Below are 14,367 nucleotides of genomic sequence, written 5' to 3' on the forward strand. Positions count from 1 at the left end.
CTTACGCCCAGCTACCCATTTCCGTTTCGAGGTTCTGGCGAATCGCTTCGAAGAACTGCTCGGTGGTCATCCAGGCCTGATCGGGGCCGATGAGGATCGCCAGATCCTTGGTCATCGCACCGCTTTCGACAGTCTGGATGCACACGCGTTCCAGCGTTTCGGCAAAGCGCACCACTTCTGGTGTCTCGTCAAAGCGACCACGATAGATCAGGCCGCGGGTCCAGGCGAAGATCGACGCGATCGGGTTGGTCGAAGTCGCCTTGCCCTGCTGGTGCATGCGATAGTGACGCGTGACCGTCCCGTGCGCGGCTTCGGCTTCCACCGTCTTGCCATCGGGCGTCATCAGCACCGAGGTCATCAGACCCAGCGAGCCAAAGCCCTGTGCAACGGTATCCGACTGCACGTCACCGTCATAGTTCTTGCAGGCCCAGACGAACTTGCCCGACCATTTCAGCGCCGATGCGACCATGTCGTCGATCAGACGGTGCTGATAGGTGATGCCAGCTGCGTCGAACTTGTCCTTGAACTCGCTCTGGAAAACCTCTTCGAAGATGTCCTTGAAGCGACCATCATAAGCCTTGAGGATCGTGTTCTTGGTCGACAGGTACGTCGGCCATCCGCGATCAAGACCATAGTTCATCGAGGCGCGGGCGAAGTCGGCGATGGAATCGTCGAGATTGTACATCGCCATAGCGACGCCCGAAGACGGGAACTGGAACACTTCCTCGTCGATCTTGGTGCCGTCTTCGCCTTCAAACACCAGACGCAGCTTGCCCGGACCCGGCACGCGGAAGTCGGTGGCCTTGTACTGGTCACCAAAGGCGTGACGACCAACCACGATTGGGTCGGTCCAGCCGGGGACCAGACGCGGGATGTTCGAGATCACGATCGGTTCGCGGAACACGACGCCGCCCAGGATGTTGCGGATGGTGCCGTTGGGCGACTTCCACATCTTCTTGAGGTTGAACTCCTCGACGCGCTGTTCGTCGGGGGTAATCGTCGCGCACTTCACGCCCACGCCAAATTCGCGGATGGCGTTGGAGGCGTCGACGGTGATCTTGTCGTTGGTCTCGTCACGCTTTTCGACGGAAAGGTCGTAATATTTCAGGTCGATATCAAGATAGGGACGGATCAGGCGTTCACGGATCCACTCCCAGATAATGCGTGTCATTTCATCGCCGTCGATTTCGACAACGGGCTTGGCCACCTTGATCTTTGCCATGCGGGATGTGCGCCTTCTTGCTAGGGAGGAATCGGAAAACTGGGACGCTCTTAGCAAAGTCCGCCCATGTTTCAACCTTGTCGCGCGGCGTTCAGATAACGCAAATCAGTCGCAGATTTATGCCGCAACGCAGCATTATCCCCCTCTGTCCGGCTTTGGTCGTTGTCACACCCTGCCCCAGCCCCTAAGAGAGCGGGCATGTCGCAAGAATTACTGGATAACCGGGGCAAGGGCCTGGCGAGCTGGAGCATGCCGCCGGTCCACCCCGAAGGTCGCAAGTTTGCCGTGATCGCGGCAGGTATTACCCTGATCTTCGCATTGATGGCGTGGGAGACGCTCGCTTGGCCGATGGGTGGCATCACCCTCTGGGTCCTCGCGTTCTTCCGCGATCCCGTCCGCGTCACGCCGCTGGACGAACGCTTTGTCGTCGCCCCGGCCGATGGCCTGGTCACATTGATCCAGGAAGTGACGCCGCCGTCGGAGCTTGCCGATACCGATGGGCTGGGCTCTGAACCGCTTTTCCGGGTCTCGATTTTCATGAGCGTGTTCGATGTGCACATCAACCGCGCCCCCATCGGCGGGACCATCCGGCGGATCGTGTATATTTCCGGCAAGTTCCTGAACGCCGATCTCGACAAGGCCAGCGATGAAAACGAACGCCAGCATATCATGGTCGAACGCAGCGACGGCCTGCGCATCGGCTTTACGCAGATCGCAGGTTTGGTCGCGCGGCGGATCGTGCCCTTCGTCAAGGAAGGCGATTTCGTTGCCGTCGGCCAGCGCGTAGGATTGATCCGCTTTGGCAGCCGGGTCGATGTGTACCTGCCCCGTGGCACCACGCCTTCGGTGGTCAAGGGCCAGCGCATCGTCGCCGGCGAAACGGTGCTGGCAATTGTCGGCGAAAACCCGTGGCGCGAAGGGATTTCTCACTGATGCCCAGCCCCGTCGCATTCTTCCAGGAGCTCCGCACATGAGCGCAGGCGATCCACGCGATCAGCGCGGGCGACGCGGCCCCATCCGCTATCTTGCCGGACGGCGTTTCCGGCTGCGCGAGGGCCTGACCCTGCGTGCGATGGTGCCCAATGCGATCACCGCCACAGCCTTGTGCTGCGGGCTCACCGGCATTCGCTTTGCGCTGCAGGAACAATGGCCGCTGGCGGCAGGCGCGATCGTGCTGGCCGGCGTTCTCGATGGCATCGACGGCCGCGTCGCACGCATGCTCAAGGCGCAGAGCCGCTTTGGTGCGGAACTCGACTCGCTGGCGGATTCGATCGCGTTCGGCGTTTCGCCGGCCCTTGTGCTGTTCCTCTGGTCGCTGAACGAGCTGCCTCGGTTCGGCTGGCTGATCGCGCTTGCGCTGGCCGTGTGCTGCGCGCTGCGCCTGGCCCGGTTCAACGCCCAGATCGATCTGGAGGACCAGCCGCACAAGTCTGCAGGCTATATGACCGGTGTTCCCGCTCCTGCGGGCGCGGGCCTCGCGATGCTGCCATTGTATCTGTGGATGGAAACCGGCCTCGATGTGTTCCGGCACTATACTTTGGTCGGACCGTGGATCCTGCTGATTGCGTTCCTGATGATCTCGAACGTTGCCACGTTCAGCTGGTCATCGCTCAGGCTACGCAAGAACATCCGCCTTGAAGCGCTGGCCATCGTCACCTTGACCGCCGCTTCACTGCTGACGGTGCCATGGGTGACGCTCAGCGCCATTTGCCTCGTTTATCTGACACTTATCCCCTTTGGCATTCGCTCGTACTCGAAGGTCAGGCGGCAGCGCGCCAGTCAGACTGGCTGATCGAAGCGCTGACGCCCTGGCGTGCGCCGAATGCGATGACGTTGCGCGGTGCATAATCAGGCGCAGCGGCGGGAACGAACCGTACCGCAGGCCGCATGCCTGACCGAACCGTCCGATCCATTTCCAAAGCACGATATTCAGCAAACAGTGCGTCGATCCGCTCGGCTGCGCCCGAGAACGTTCGCGCGATGCTGAGCACGGCAAAGACGGCGGCGGCTGCGAAGAAAAGGGCAATGACAACAGCAAACATGGCGAAACATCCTGTCTTTCGCCTGCGGAGCCTGAGCATCAGCAGGACACTGTGGATAACTCTGTGGACGGCTTCCGGTTCCCGATTGTCAGGTCTGAAGCCCGATAACCGTCTTTGTTTGGCTTTTGTTCCATTTCTGTTCACATGGGTCAAGCACAAAAATACGACCACCCGTTGAAATGGGGCTGGATTTTGTGAACCGAGCCACGTAAGGGCGCGCTCGTCTGTGGCGTTGTGCCACGGGCAATCCACATGGAAGACACACATACCGGTGCCTAGGCTGCCCTTTGAGGGCATGTCCTTGCAGGTTCCCGTCTTCCAGAGGCTTAACCGGAAAGGAATTAGCTTATGGCGGCACCTGTCGTCACGATGCAGCAGCTCATTGAAGCTGGTGCACATTTTGGTCACCAGACCCACCGCTGGAACCCGCGCATGAAGCCGTACATCTTCGGCGCGCGCAACGGCATCCACATCCTCGACCTTTCGCAGACCGTGCCGCTGTTCGCGCGCGCTCTCGAATTCGTGTCGGCCACCGTTCAGGCTGGCGGCAAGGTTCTGTTCGTTGGCACCAAGCGTCAGGCGCAGTCGCCGATCGCCGATGCAGCTCGCGCCAGCGGCCAGCATTTCGTCAACCACCGCTGGCTGGGCGGCATGCTCACCAACTGGAAGACCATCTCGGGTTCGATCAAGCGTCTCAAGACGCTCGAAGAGCAGCTCGCCGGTGACACCTCGGGCTTCACCAAGAAGGAAGTCCTGCAGCTGACCCGCGAACGCGACAAGCTGGAACTCTCGCTCGGCGGCATCCGCGACATGGGCGGCATTCCCGACGTGATGTTCGTGATCGATGCGAACAAGGAAGATCTCGCCATCAAGGAAGCCAATGTTCTGGGCATCCCCGTGATCGCGATCCTCGATTCGAACGTCGATCCGCAGGGCATCGCCTTCCCGGTTCCTGCCAATGACGATGCGGCGCGCGCCGTGCGTCTGTACTGCGATGCCATCGCCGCTGCCGCCACCAAGGGCCGCACCGGTGCCACCATGGCATCGGGCGCCGACGTCGGCGCGATGGCCGAACCGCCGGCAGAAGCTGCAATCGAGGAAGCTCCGGCCGAGCCCGAAGTTTCGGCGGCTGAATTCGCGGGCGAAGCTGGCGAAGACGCAGCTCCGGCTGCCTGATAGCCGAACCGGGCGGGGCGCGCCCTGCCCGTCCGCTTCGCGAAAATGACACATGCAGGGGCTACGGGCCGGGCGTTGGCCCGCACCTGTGGCCCCTGCATTCATATCCAACCACAAGGAACACGAACATGGCTGTGATTACTGCTGCTAATGTCAAGGAACTGCGCGAGCGCACCGGCGCCGGCATGATGGACGCCAAGAAGGCGCTGACCGAAGCCGATGGCGACATCGAAGCCGCCGTCGACGCGCTGCGTGCCAAGGGCCTCGCCACCGCCCAGAAGAAGTCGAGCCGTACGGCTGCCGAAGGTCTGGTCGGCATCGAAGTGCAGGGCCTCAAGGGCGTTGCCGTCGAAGTGAACAGCGAAACCGACTTCGTCGCCAAGAACGAGCAGTTCCAGGATTTCGTCCGCAAGGTGACCTCGGTCGCCCTGACCACCGGTGACGATGTCGACGCGCTCAAGGCTGCGCCCTATCCCGATGGCGAGACCGTCGGCGAAAAGCTGACCAACTCGATCGCCACGATCGGCGAAAACCAGTCGATCCGCCGCATCAAGACCGTTTCGGTCAGCGAAGGCGTTGTCGTTTCGTACATGCACAATGCCGTTGCGCCGAACCTCGGCAAGATTGGCGTGCTCGTCGCGCTCGAAGGCACCGTGTCGGCTGACGTTCTGGAGCCGCTCGGCAAGCAGATCGGCATGCACATTGCCGCTGCCTTCCCGCTGGCGCTGAACAGCGATGGCCTGGATGCCGAGATGATCGCGCGTGAACGCAAGATCGCAGAGGAAAAGGCTGCCGAAAGCGGCAAGCCCGCCGAAGTGCAGGCCAAGATGGTCGATGGCGCGATTGCCAAGTTCGCCAAGGAAAACGCGCTGCTCAGCCAGCTGTTCGTGATGGACAACAAGACCGCGATCGCCGACGTGGTGGCCAAGGCCGCCAAGGACGCCGGTGGCACCATTACGCTCAAGGACTATGTCCGCTTCCAGCTCGGCGAAGGCATCGAGAAGGAAGAAACCGACTTTGCCGCAGAAGTGGCGGCGGCGGCGGGTCTGTAAGACTCACCTCGCTACAGGTTCGAAACGGCGGGTGGCTTCGCAGCCGCCCGCCGCTTTCGTATCCAGCGTCGGCACAGACCGACGGCAACAGACTGAAACAGTTACGCGAACGTGCTTGGCAGTCACGTATGCACTGACTATGGTGCGCGCCACCCAGAACGCTGGTCGCCAGTCAGCTCAATCACCGGAAACTCCATGACCATCCCATCCTACCGCCGCATCCTCCTGAAGCTCTCGGGGGAAGCCTTGATGGGCGATGGCCAGTACGGCATCGATCCCGCCACCGTCACGCGCATGGCGGGCGAGGTCAAGGCGGCCAAGGATACGGGACTTGAAATCTGCCTGGTGATCGGCGGCGGCAACATCTTCCGCGGCATGGCGGGCGCTGCCAAGGGCATGGACCGCGCGCAGGCCGATTACATGGGCATGCTGGCCACGGTAATGAACGCACTGGCGATGCAGAGCGCGCTCGAGCAGCTGGGTGTCCCCACCCGCGTGCAGTCCGCGATCGAGATGGACAAGGTGTGCGAGCCCGTCATCCGCCGTCGCGCCCAGCGGCACCTGGAAAAGGGCCGCGTGGTGATATTCGCCGCCGGCGTCGGCGCACCGTATTTCACCACCGATTCCGGCGCTGCGCTGCGCGCCGCCGAAATGAAGTGCGACGCGCTGCTCAAGGGCACCAGCGTGGACGGCGTATACAACGCCGATCCCAAGCTGGACCCGAATGCCGTGCGTTATGATACATTGACTTATGACCGTGTGTTGCAGGACAATCTCAAGGTCATGGACGCAAGCGCCGTGGCGCTTTGCCGCGACAATTCCATCCCCATCGTCGTGTTCTCGATCCGCGAGCAGGGCAATCTTGCCCGCGTTCTCAGCGGCGAAGGCACTGCGACAACCGTATATCAGAAGGACTGAACCAGTGGCACAGTTTGACAAGAAAGACCTTGAGCGCCGGATGAACGGCGCGGTGGAATCGCTGAAGGGCGATCTGACCGGCCTGCGCACCGGTCGCGCCAACGTGGCCTTGCTCGATCCGGTCACCGTAGAGGTGTACGGATCGCACATGCCGCTCACCCAGATCGCCACCGTTTCTGCGCCCGAGCCGCGCATGCTGTCGGTGCAGGTGTGGGACAAGTCGAACGTCGGACCGGCGGACAAGGCGATCCGATCGGCAGGCCTGGGCCTCAACCCGATCATGGACGGCCAGACGCTGCGCCTGCCGATCCCCGACCTGACCGAAGAGCGCCGCAAGGAACTGGCCAAGCTGGCCGGGCAATATGCCGAAAAGGCGCGTATCGCGATCCGCAACGTGCGCCGCGACGGCATGGATTCGCTGAAGACCGACGAGAAGAATGGCGTGATCAGCGAGGACGAGCGCAAGCGGTTCGAAACCGAAGTGCAGAAGCTGACCGACGATATCATCGCGCAGGCCGATGCTGCCGCCACCCAGAAGGAAAAGGAAATTCTGGGCCAGTGATCTTCCGGTCCGGCCCCAAAGTCTCGAAGGCGCAACCGCAGTCCGCGCCGGTTGCGCACGTCCAGACGACACCGGCGCATGGTGTGCGCCATGCGGCCATCATCATGGATGGCAATGGCCGCTGGGCTGCCAAGCGCGGTCTTCCCCGCGTTGTCGGCCACAAGCAAGGGGTAGAGGCAGTGCGGACGACCGTGCGCGCCGCGCGCGACATGGGCCTGGAAACGCTGACGCTGTACGCCTTTTCGTCCGAGAACTGGAAGCGCCCCGAAGACGAGGTGTCGGACCTGATGGGTCTGCTGCGCCATTTCATCCGCGCCGATGTCGACGAGTTCATCGCCAATAACGTGCGGCTGAAGATCATCGGCAATTACCGCGCGCTCGCGCCCGACCTGGTCGAGATGATCGACGATGTCGTCGAACGAACCGCGCACAACACCGGCACCACCCTGGTGATTGCGCTCAATTACGGCGCGCAGGATGAACTGCTGCGTGCGACACGCGCGCTCGCCGCCGCCGCTGCACGCGGTGAGATCGACGCCAGTGCCATCGAGGCCGAGCATATCGATGCTGCGCTCGATACCGGCGACCTGCCCCCGCTCGACCTGCTCATCCGAACCTCGGGCGAACAGCGGCTGAGCAACTTCCTGCTGTGGCAGGCCGCGTACGCGGAGCTGTATTTCACCGAGACGCTGTGGCCCGACTTCAACGGCGCGTCGCTGGCCGAAGCGCTCGAGGCCTATGGGGCACGCGAAAGGCGCTTTGGTGGCCGCTGACCCTGTCAGGCGATCCCTGTTCGGTCAGGATCTGGCCGTTCGCACGGTTTCCGGCCTGATCCTTGTCGCCATCGCCGGAACCGCCCTGGGGCTGGGCGGCATCGCCTTCTGGCTGTTGCTGATGGCAGGCGCGCTCGCCATGCAGCATGAGTGGGCCGGGCTGGTCGGAAGGCTGGAGCGCCGCCGGCTGTCGATGCTGGCGCTGATGGCCTCGCTTTCGATGCTGTCGCCCCTCGCCGACGGCCCCGGGTTTCTCTCGCTGGGCTTCATCATCGGTGGGGCCTTCTTCATCGCCGCGATCGACCGCAGCATCAAGCTGGCGCTGGGCGTGTTCTATTGCGCACTGCCGGTGATGGCGCTGCTGTACCTGCGCCAGCAGGACAACGGGCTGCTGCTCGCGTTCTGGACCATGGCCACGGTGTGGGCGACCGATGTCGGTGCGTATTTCGCAGGACGCGGCATCGGCGGCCCCAAGATTGCGCCGTCGATCAGCCCCAGCAAGACCTGGGCGGGCCTTGCCGGCGGCATGACTGCGGCCTTGCTGTTCGCCATTGCGCTGCGCGAATGGTTCGACCTGCCTTATATCCTGGTGCTGGCGAGCGCGCCCTTGGCGATCGTCGCCCAGGTGGGCGACTTTCTGGAAAGCTGGATGAAGCGCCAGGCAGGCGTGAAGGACTCTGGCGCGCTGATCCCCGGACACGGCGGAATTCTGGACCGCGTCGATGGTCTTGTTCCCGTCGCACCGATCGTCGCAACGCTGGTTGCAGCCAATGCCTTTTGGGCGCTAGGGTGACCGCTCTTATGTCGCGCCCAGAAACGAAACACGACGGCCTCATCGTGCCGCCACCCGCCACGCCCTCGCGGAGCGTCAGCATCTTTGGCGCAACCGGATCGGTCGGCACCTCGACGCTGGACCTGATCCGCCTCAATCCGTCTGCCTACCGCATCGTGGCGTTGACCGCGAACAGCGATGCGGAAGGTCTGGCCAGACTGGCGCGCGAGTTTTCCGCCGAAGTCGCGGTCATCGGGGACCCTGCCCGGCACGACGCCCTTGTGGCTGCGCTGGAAGGCAGCGGTACCAGGGCCTGGTCCGGCCCCCAGGCCCTGCTCGATGCAGCCGACCTGGATGCAGACTGGACGATGGCTGCCATTGTCGGCTGCGCGGGCCTTGCACCGATCATGCGCAGCCTGTTGCGCGGACGCAGCGTGGCACTCGCGAACAAGGAGGCTCTTGTCTCGTCGGGCGCGCTGATGATCGAGGCTGCGCGCAGCAGCGGGGCAACCCTGCTTCCGGTGGATTCCGAGCACAACGCGATTTTCCAGTGCCTTGCGGGTGCATCCTACGACCACGTGGAAAGCATTACATTGACGGCCAGCGGTGGCCCGTTCCGCACCTGGACGCATGACCAGATGCGCGCGGCTCGCCCTGACCAGGCGGTGGCCCATCCCAACTGGTCGATGGGCGCAAAGATTTCAGTCGATAGCGCAACGATGTTCAACAAGGGCCTGGAACTGATCGAGGCCCATCATCTTTTCCCGGTCGGGCTCGATGCGATCCGCATTCTGGTTCATCCGCAATCGGTGATCCACTCGATGGTCGAGTATCGCGACCGGTCGACGCTGGCGCAGCTTGGCTCGCCCGACATGAAGATCCCGATTGCCAGTGCGCTGGCCTGGCCGCAGCGGATCCCAACCCAGTGCCTGCCGCTCGATCTGGCCACCATCGGCCAACTGACCTTCGAGCCGCTCGACGATGTCCGCTTTCCGGGCCCCGGCATCTGCCGGGCGGCGATAGCCGCAGGCGGCGGCGCGCCTGCCATCCTGAACGCCGCCAACGAGATCGCGGTCGCTGCTTTCCTTGCCGGAGAGATCGGGTTTCTCGATATCGCGACAATTGTATCGCTGGTTCTGGCAGGCTATAGCCCTGCTGAACCGCAATGCCTGCAAGACGTGCTGGCAATCGATTCAGAAGCCCGCGCGTGCGCTACCGCCGCCATCCGGACCAGGAACTGAACTTGAGCGAAAATCCCGGCTTTCTGCTGACCATTCTGGCCTTTCTGCTCGTACTGGGGCCATTGGTCTTCGTGCACGAGATGGGACACTATCTTGTCGGTCGCTGGTTCGGAGTGAAGGCGGAATCCTTCTCCATCGGTTTTGGCCGCGAGATTGCCGGATGGACCGACAAGCGCGGCACGCGCTGGAAACTAGGCCTGCTGCCGCTGGGCGGCTATGTCCAGTTTGCCGGCGACATGGACCCTTCCAGCCGCGCCGACCCCAATTGGGTCGCCCTGCCCGCCGAAGAGCGCAATCGCACATTCCAGTCGAAAACCCTGCTGCAGCGCGCCCTCATCGTGTTTGCTGGACCGGCGATCAACTTCCTGTTTGCCATCCTCATCCTGGCAGGCTTCGCTTTTTCCTATGGCAAGAGTGTCACGCCGCCGGTGGTGGCGGGCGTGCTGCCTGGCTCGGCTGCCGCAGAGGCAGGCTTGCTGCCTGGCGACCGCATCGTGTCGATCGATGGCGAGCGGATCGAATGGTTCGACGAGGTCGGCCGCCGCATCGCACACCGCCCCGATGAGCGCATCACCGTACGCGCCGAACGCGATGGTACGCCTCGCGATATCAGCTTCCGCATCGGCGTCGACGTTCAGAAGGACCGTTTCGGCAACGAATACCGCATCGGGCGGCTGGGCATCATGTCCGCAGAGCCCGTGGTACGCCCGGTTTCGCTGCTCGAATCGCCCGTCGTCGCGGTCGAACGGACCGGGGAAATCGTGCGGTTGATGGTCGCGACATTGGGCCAAGTGATCACCGGACGCCGCTCCGTTTCGGAACTGGGCGGCCCGCTCAAGATCGCGCAGGTTTCCGGCGAGCAGTTCGCTGCCGGGCTCGATGACTTCATCTTCTTCATCGCGCTGATCTCAATTAATTTGGGGTTCATCAATCTGCTGCCAATCCCCATGCTCGATGGCGGTCATCTGCTGTTCTATGCAATCGAGGCTATCCGGCGCAAACCGGTGAACCCCAAGGTGATGGAATGGGCGTTCCGTTCGGGTCTGGCAGCCGTGCTGGCCCTGATGGTGTTCGTGACCGTCAACGATCTGGCATCGTTCGGCCTGCTGGGCTGAAAGACGGGTTGATTGATTGCGGCGGATGATGCAGGGGTTTGCGCACCGGGGCGGGTTATCGGACGGCAATTCAGGGACCGTCTGATGTTTTTTGGCTTAGGGTGGGTCTTTTTTCCGTGAAATCTGAACACAAAATCGCCATCGGCGCGCGCGCCCTCGGCTTGCTGCTGGGGTCTACCATCCTGGCAGGTGCTGCGAGCTCTGCTTTTGCGCAGACTGCAGGTCCAGCTGCTCCGGCCACCAGCGCACCGGCGGCAGTCCCTGCCCCTGCACTGCCACAGGGACAGCAGATCCGCTCGATCACCGTCAACGGTTCGCAGCGGATCGAGGCGGACACCGTCCGCTCGTATATCCAGCTGCGTGTCGGCGACGTCTACACCCAGGTCGCAGGCGACCAGGCGCTGCGCGATCTGTTCGAGACCGAGCTGTTTGCCGACGTTTCGATCCGCAATAACGATGGTGCCGTCGTCATCGACGTCAAGGAAAACCCGGTGATCAACCGCGTGATCCTGGAAGGCAACAAGCGGATCAAGAACGACAAGATCCTGCCTGAAATCCGGCTGTCGCCGCGCCAGATCTTCACCCGCACCAAGGTGCGCGCCGATGTCGCGCGCATCATCGAGCTGTACAAGCGTCAGGGCCGGTTTGCCGCCACGGTCGAGCCGAAGATGGTCCAGCAGGACCAGAACCGCGTCGATGTGGTCTTCGAAATCTCCGAAGGTCCCAAGTCCAAGGTTCGCCAGATCAACATCCTGGGCAACGAGAAGTTCTCGGATGGCGAACTGCGCGGTGAAATGGCGACCAAGCAATCACGCTTCTACCGCTTCTTCAGCTCTGGCGACACCTATGATCCGGACAAGCTGGCCTTCGACCAGCAGAAGCTCCGCCAGTTCTACCTGACCCAGGGCTATGCCGACTTCCGCGTCATTTCCGCTGTAGCCGAACTGACGCCCGACAAGCGCGACTTCATCATCACCTATGTGGTCGAGGAAGGCGAGCGCTACAAGTTCGGCGATGTTCTGGTCGAAAGCCAGATCCGCGACTTCTCCGAAGAAGGCCTCAAGGCTCAGCTGCCGATGAAGAGCGGCGACTGGTACAATGCCAAGCAGGTCGAAGACACCGTCGAGCAGCTCAGTGAGACCGCCGGTCTGTTCGGCTATGCATTTGCGGATGTTCGCCCCAACTTCAATCGCAACCGCGAAACGCTCACGATGGACATCACGTTCGATCTGGCGGAATCGGCGCGCGTGTATGTTGAGCGGATCGACATCAACGGCAACACGCTGACGCAGGACAAGATCGTCCGCCGCGAGTTCCGCCTGAATGAAGGCGATGCGTTCAACAGCTTCCTGGTCAAGCGCTCTGAAAACCGTATCGCATCGCTCGGCTATTTCCAGGAAAAGTTCGAGGTCGAACAGAAGCAGGGCAGCGCCCCTGACCGCATCATTCTCGAAGCCAATGTCGAGGAAAAGGCAACCGGCGAGCTGCAGCTCTCGGCGGGTTTCTCGTCGATCGAAAACTTCATCCTGCAGGCATCGATCCGCCAGCGCAACTTCCGCGGCAAGGGCCAGACGGTTGGCGCCAGCGTCAACTATTCCGCGTTTTCGCAGGGCATCAACCTCAGCTTCACCGAACCATATGTGTTCGACAAGAACCTGTCGTTCGGCGCGGACATTTTCCGCCGCGACCTGAACAGCTTCAACTTCGTCAACAATTCGCGCAACACCACGTTCGAACAGCTCACGACCGGCACATCGCTTCGCCTGGGCGTTCCGCTGACCGAATATGTGTCTGCCCTGCTGCGCTATTCGTTGACGGTCGACGATGTGACGCTCGATCAGACGCAGTTCTTCTCCGACCTCAATGGCGATGGCACTCTGGAGTGCGATCCGGTGCGCGCAGGCTTCTTCCTGTGCGACAACCTCGGCCAGCGCACCACGTCGATGCTCGGCTATTCGCTTATCTACGACAACCGCGACAACCGCATCCGCCCGACGCGTGGCCAGAACATCACCCTGTCGCAGGATTTCGCAGGGCTCGGCGGATCGGTCAGCTATCTGCGGACCCGTCTCAATGCGTCCAAGCACTGGCGCATCGGGCGCAGCGGCTTCATCTTTACCGTCGCTGCTGAAGGCGGCCATATGCTGGCCTTCGAGGACCGCGGAACACCGGCGCAGGGGATCGACGACATCCGCCTGACCGACCGTTTCTTCCTCGGCCAGCCGCAGATTCGCGGCTTCGACATTCGCGGCGTCGGCCCGCGCGTTATCCGGAATTTCTTCAATCCGGAAATCGTCGATGGCGTGGTGACCAACGTGCTGATTCCGCGTAACCAGAACCAGCAACAGGACGATGCTCTGGGTGGCCGCTATTATTATCTGGCGCGTGCCGAGCTCGACATTCCGCTGGGCAGTGGCGCGCGCGAACTGGGACTGCGTCCTTCGGTGTTCGTGGATGCAGGGGCGGTGTTCGGCGTTGTGCAGCCAATCCTGCAGACCGTGCAGAACCGCGATCCGACCACCAATGCACTGCAGTATCTGACGACGACCACCGATGCCGCAGGCGTCACGTCGATCACGACCACCACCGATGCGGTGGATGCCAATGGCCGGCCCAACACGCCCAGCCTGTTCTTTGCAGAGCAGTTCTTTGGTGACTCGCCCAAGCCGCGCGTATCGGTGGGCTTTGGCGTTAACTGGAACTCGCCCTTCGGTCCGTTCCGCATCGATATCGCTCGCGCCCTGCTCAAGGAGCCTGGCGACGACACCCGTCTATTCACATTCAACGTAGGGACCCAGTTCTGATGAAACTTCTTCTGAAATGCACCGCCGCCGCTCTGATGGCCGCTGGCACCATCGCATCGGGCGCGATCGCTCCTGTCGCAGCGCAGTCCGTTTCCGGTCTTGGCGTTGCCGACCAGCGCCGCGCTGTTGTCGAATCGGCCGCATTCGTGAACGCGAACGCTGCTCGCCCGACAACCTACAAGGCGCAGTATGACGCGGCACAGGCCAAGTCGAACCAGCTGCGCCAGCAGCTCGAGCCGCTGGTGACCAAGTTCAACACCGACGTTCAGGCCCCCAACGCACAGCAGAACCAGGCCGCACTGCAGCAGCAGTTGGGCCAAATCCAGCAGCTGCGCGAGCAGGGTTCGCAGGAAGTGCAGGAAATCCTGCAGCCTGTCGCGCTGTCGGAAGCCTATGTGCTCGAGCAGATCAGCGACAAGTTCGATGCCGCTGTGCGTTCGGCGATGACCAAGCGCAAGATCAGCATCGTGTTCGAGGTCGGCTCGACGCTGGCGCACAACGATGCGTATGACCTGACCAAGGACATCACCGCCGAGCTGAATGCAGCGATCCCGACCGCACAGCTCGTGCCGCCGCAGGGCTGGCTGCCGCGTCAGCAGCGCGAACAGCAAGCGCGCGCCGCCGCTGCTCAGGGTGCACCGGCAGCGGCTCCCGCCGCTCCTGCCGCACAGCAGCCCGAAGGTCGGTAAC

Annotated in this window: 14 protein-coding genes; 12 read left to right on the plus strand and 2 right to left on the minus strand. The window is 62.4% G+C overall.

Annotated features, from left to right (window positions below):
• Position 1 precedes the first annotated feature (1 nt).
• Positions 2-1,222 carry an NADP-dependent isocitrate dehydrogenase gene (locus tag D618_RS0110895; RefSeq protein WP_017671549.1) on the minus strand — a complete coding sequence of 407 codons (1,221 nt, stop codon included), beginning with the start codon at positions 1,220-1,222 and terminating at the stop codon, positions 2-4.
• 198 nt (positions 1,223-1,420) lie between these two features.
• On the opposite strand from D618_RS0110895, the gene D618_RS0110900 reads away from it, so the two are divergent.
• On the plus strand, positions 1,421-2,155 hold the full coding sequence (locus D618_RS0110900; protein ID WP_017671550.1) for a phosphatidylserine decarboxylase: 735 nt from the start codon (positions 1,421-1,423) through the stop codon (positions 2,153-2,155).
• A 139-nt stretch (positions 2,156-2,294) separates the two neighbouring features.
• Positions 2,295-3,014 (plus strand): phosphatidylcholine/phosphatidylserine synthase, encoded by a 720-nt coding sequence (locus tag D618_RS0110905; RefSeq protein ID WP_238550659.1) that lies wholly within the window; start codon positions 2,295-2,297, stop codon positions 3,012-3,014.
• On the opposite strand, the gene D618_RS0110910 is transcribed toward D618_RS0110905, so the two are convergent.
• Positions 2,983-3,264 carry a hypothetical protein gene (locus D618_RS0110910; RefSeq protein WP_017671552.1) on the minus strand — a complete coding sequence of 94 codons (282 nt, stop codon included), beginning with the start codon at positions 3,262-3,264 and terminating at the stop codon, positions 2,983-2,985. The two genes, D618_RS0110905 and D618_RS0110910, sit on opposite strands and share 32 nt — an antisense overlap.
• A gap of 348 nt (positions 3,265-3,612) precedes the next feature.
• Between D618_RS0110910 and rpsB the strand changes: the two genes are divergently transcribed.
• The 10 genes from rpsB to D618_RS0110960 all read left to right on the plus strand — a co-directional run bounded on the left by rpsB (position 3,613) and on the right by D618_RS0110960 (position 14,366).
• Positions 3,613-4,440: a 30S ribosomal protein S2 gene (rpsB, locus tag D618_RS0110915; RefSeq protein ID WP_017671553.1), complete on the plus strand. Its 828-nt coding sequence runs from the start codon at positions 3,613-3,615 to the stop codon at positions 4,438-4,440.
• 128 nt (positions 4,441-4,568) lie between these two features.
• A complete protein-coding gene (gene tsf, locus D618_RS0110920; protein ID WP_017671554.1) occupies positions 4,569-5,492 on the plus strand; it encodes a translation elongation factor Ts in 924 nt (307 codons plus the stop codon).
• 195 nt (positions 5,493-5,687) lie between these two features.
• Positions 5,688-6,410, plus strand: coding sequence for a UMP kinase (gene pyrH / locus D618_RS0110925; RefSeq protein WP_017671555.1), 723 nt, complete (start codon positions 5,688-5,690; stop codon positions 6,408-6,410).
• A gap of 4 nt (positions 6,411-6,414) precedes the next feature.
• The gene (frr, locus tag D618_RS0110930) at positions 6,415-6,972 is read left to right on the plus strand and encodes a ribosome recycling factor (protein ID WP_026091556.1); all 558 of its coding nucleotides are present in this window, start codon (positions 6,415-6,417) and stop codon (positions 6,970-6,972) included.
• Positions 6,973-7,076: 104 nt separating this feature from the next.
• Positions 7,077-7,745 carry a polyprenyl diphosphate synthase gene (uppS, locus tag D618_RS0110935; protein WP_152414664.1) on the plus strand — a complete coding sequence of 223 codons (669 nt, stop codon included), beginning with the start codon at positions 7,077-7,079 and terminating at the stop codon, positions 7,743-7,745.
• A complete protein-coding gene (locus D618_RS0110940) occupies positions 7,735-8,538 on the plus strand; it encodes a phosphatidate cytidylyltransferase (protein WP_238550647.1) in 804 nt (267 codons plus the stop codon). Before uppS ends, D618_RS0110940 begins: the two co-directional genes overlap by 11 nt.
• 8 nt (positions 8,539-8,546) lie before the next feature.
• Complete coding sequence (gene dxr / locus D618_RS0110945; RefSeq protein WP_017671559.1) at positions 8,547-9,758, plus strand: 1-deoxy-D-xylulose-5-phosphate reductoisomerase; 1,212 nt, start codon at positions 8,547-8,549, stop codon at positions 9,756-9,758.
• 2 nt (positions 9,759-9,760) lie between these two features.
• Positions 9,761-10,873, plus strand: a complete 1,113-nt coding sequence (rseP, locus tag D618_RS0110950; RefSeq protein WP_026091558.1) for an RIP metalloprotease RseP — start codon at positions 9,761-9,763, stop codon at positions 10,871-10,873.
• 116 nt (positions 10,874-10,989) lie between these two features.
• Entirely contained in the window at positions 10,990-13,677 is a 2,688-nt protein-coding gene (gene bamA / locus D618_RS0110955; protein WP_017671561.1) for an outer membrane protein assembly factor BamA, read from the plus strand.
• Positions 13,677-14,366, plus strand: coding sequence for an OmpH family outer membrane protein (locus D618_RS0110960; RefSeq protein WP_017671562.1), 690 nt, complete (start codon positions 13,677-13,679; stop codon positions 14,364-14,366). The genes bamA and D618_RS0110960 overlap by 1 nt, the downstream gene beginning before the upstream one ends.
• Position 14,367 lies beyond the last annotated feature (1 nt).

Source organism: Blastomonas sp. AAP53 (assembly GCF_000331245.1).
Taxonomy (GTDB): domain Bacteria; phylum Pseudomonadota; class Alphaproteobacteria; order Sphingomonadales; family Sphingomonadaceae; genus Blastomonas.

What these genes read in the sequence shown, in the direction of transcription:
- tsf (WP_017671554.1), top strand. Translation starts at nt 4,569, where the DNA reads ATGGCTGTGATTACTGCTGCTAATGTCAAGGAACTGCGCGAGCGCACC.
- dxr (WP_017671559.1), top strand. Translation starts at nt 8,547, where the DNA reads ATGTCGCGCCCAGAAACGAAACACGACGGCCTCATCGTGCCGCCACCC.
- D618_RS0110905 (WP_238550659.1), top strand. Translation starts at nt 2,295, where the DNA reads ATGGTGCCCAATGCGATCACCGCCACAGCCTTGTGCTGCGGGCTCACC.
- pyrH (WP_017671555.1), top strand. Translation starts at nt 5,688, where the DNA reads ATGACCATCCCATCCTACCGCCGCATCCTCCTGAAGCTCTCGGGGGAA.
- D618_RS0110960 (WP_017671562.1), top strand. Translation starts at nt 13,677, where the DNA reads ATGAAACTTCTTCTGAAATGCACCGCCGCCGCTCTGATGGCCGCTGGC.
- uppS (WP_152414664.1), top strand. Translation starts at nt 7,077, where the DNA reads ATGGATGGCAATGGCCGCTGGGCTGCCAAGCGCGGTCTTCCCCGCGTT.
- rpsB (WP_017671553.1), top strand. Translation starts at nt 3,613, where the DNA reads ATGGCGGCACCTGTCGTCACGATGCAGCAGCTCATTGAAGCTGGTGCA.
- D618_RS0110895 (WP_017671549.1), bottom strand. Translation starts at nt 1,222, where the DNA reads ATGGCAAAGATCAAGGTGGCCAAGCCCGTTGTCGAAATCGACGGCGAT.
- D618_RS0110910 (WP_017671552.1), bottom strand. Translation starts at nt 3,264, where the DNA reads ATGTTTGCTGTTGTCATTGCCCTTTTCTTCGCAGCCGCCGCCGTCTTT.
- D618_RS0110900 (WP_017671550.1), top strand. Translation starts at nt 1,421, where the DNA reads ATGTCGCAAGAATTACTGGATAACCGGGGCAAGGGCCTGGCGAGCTGG.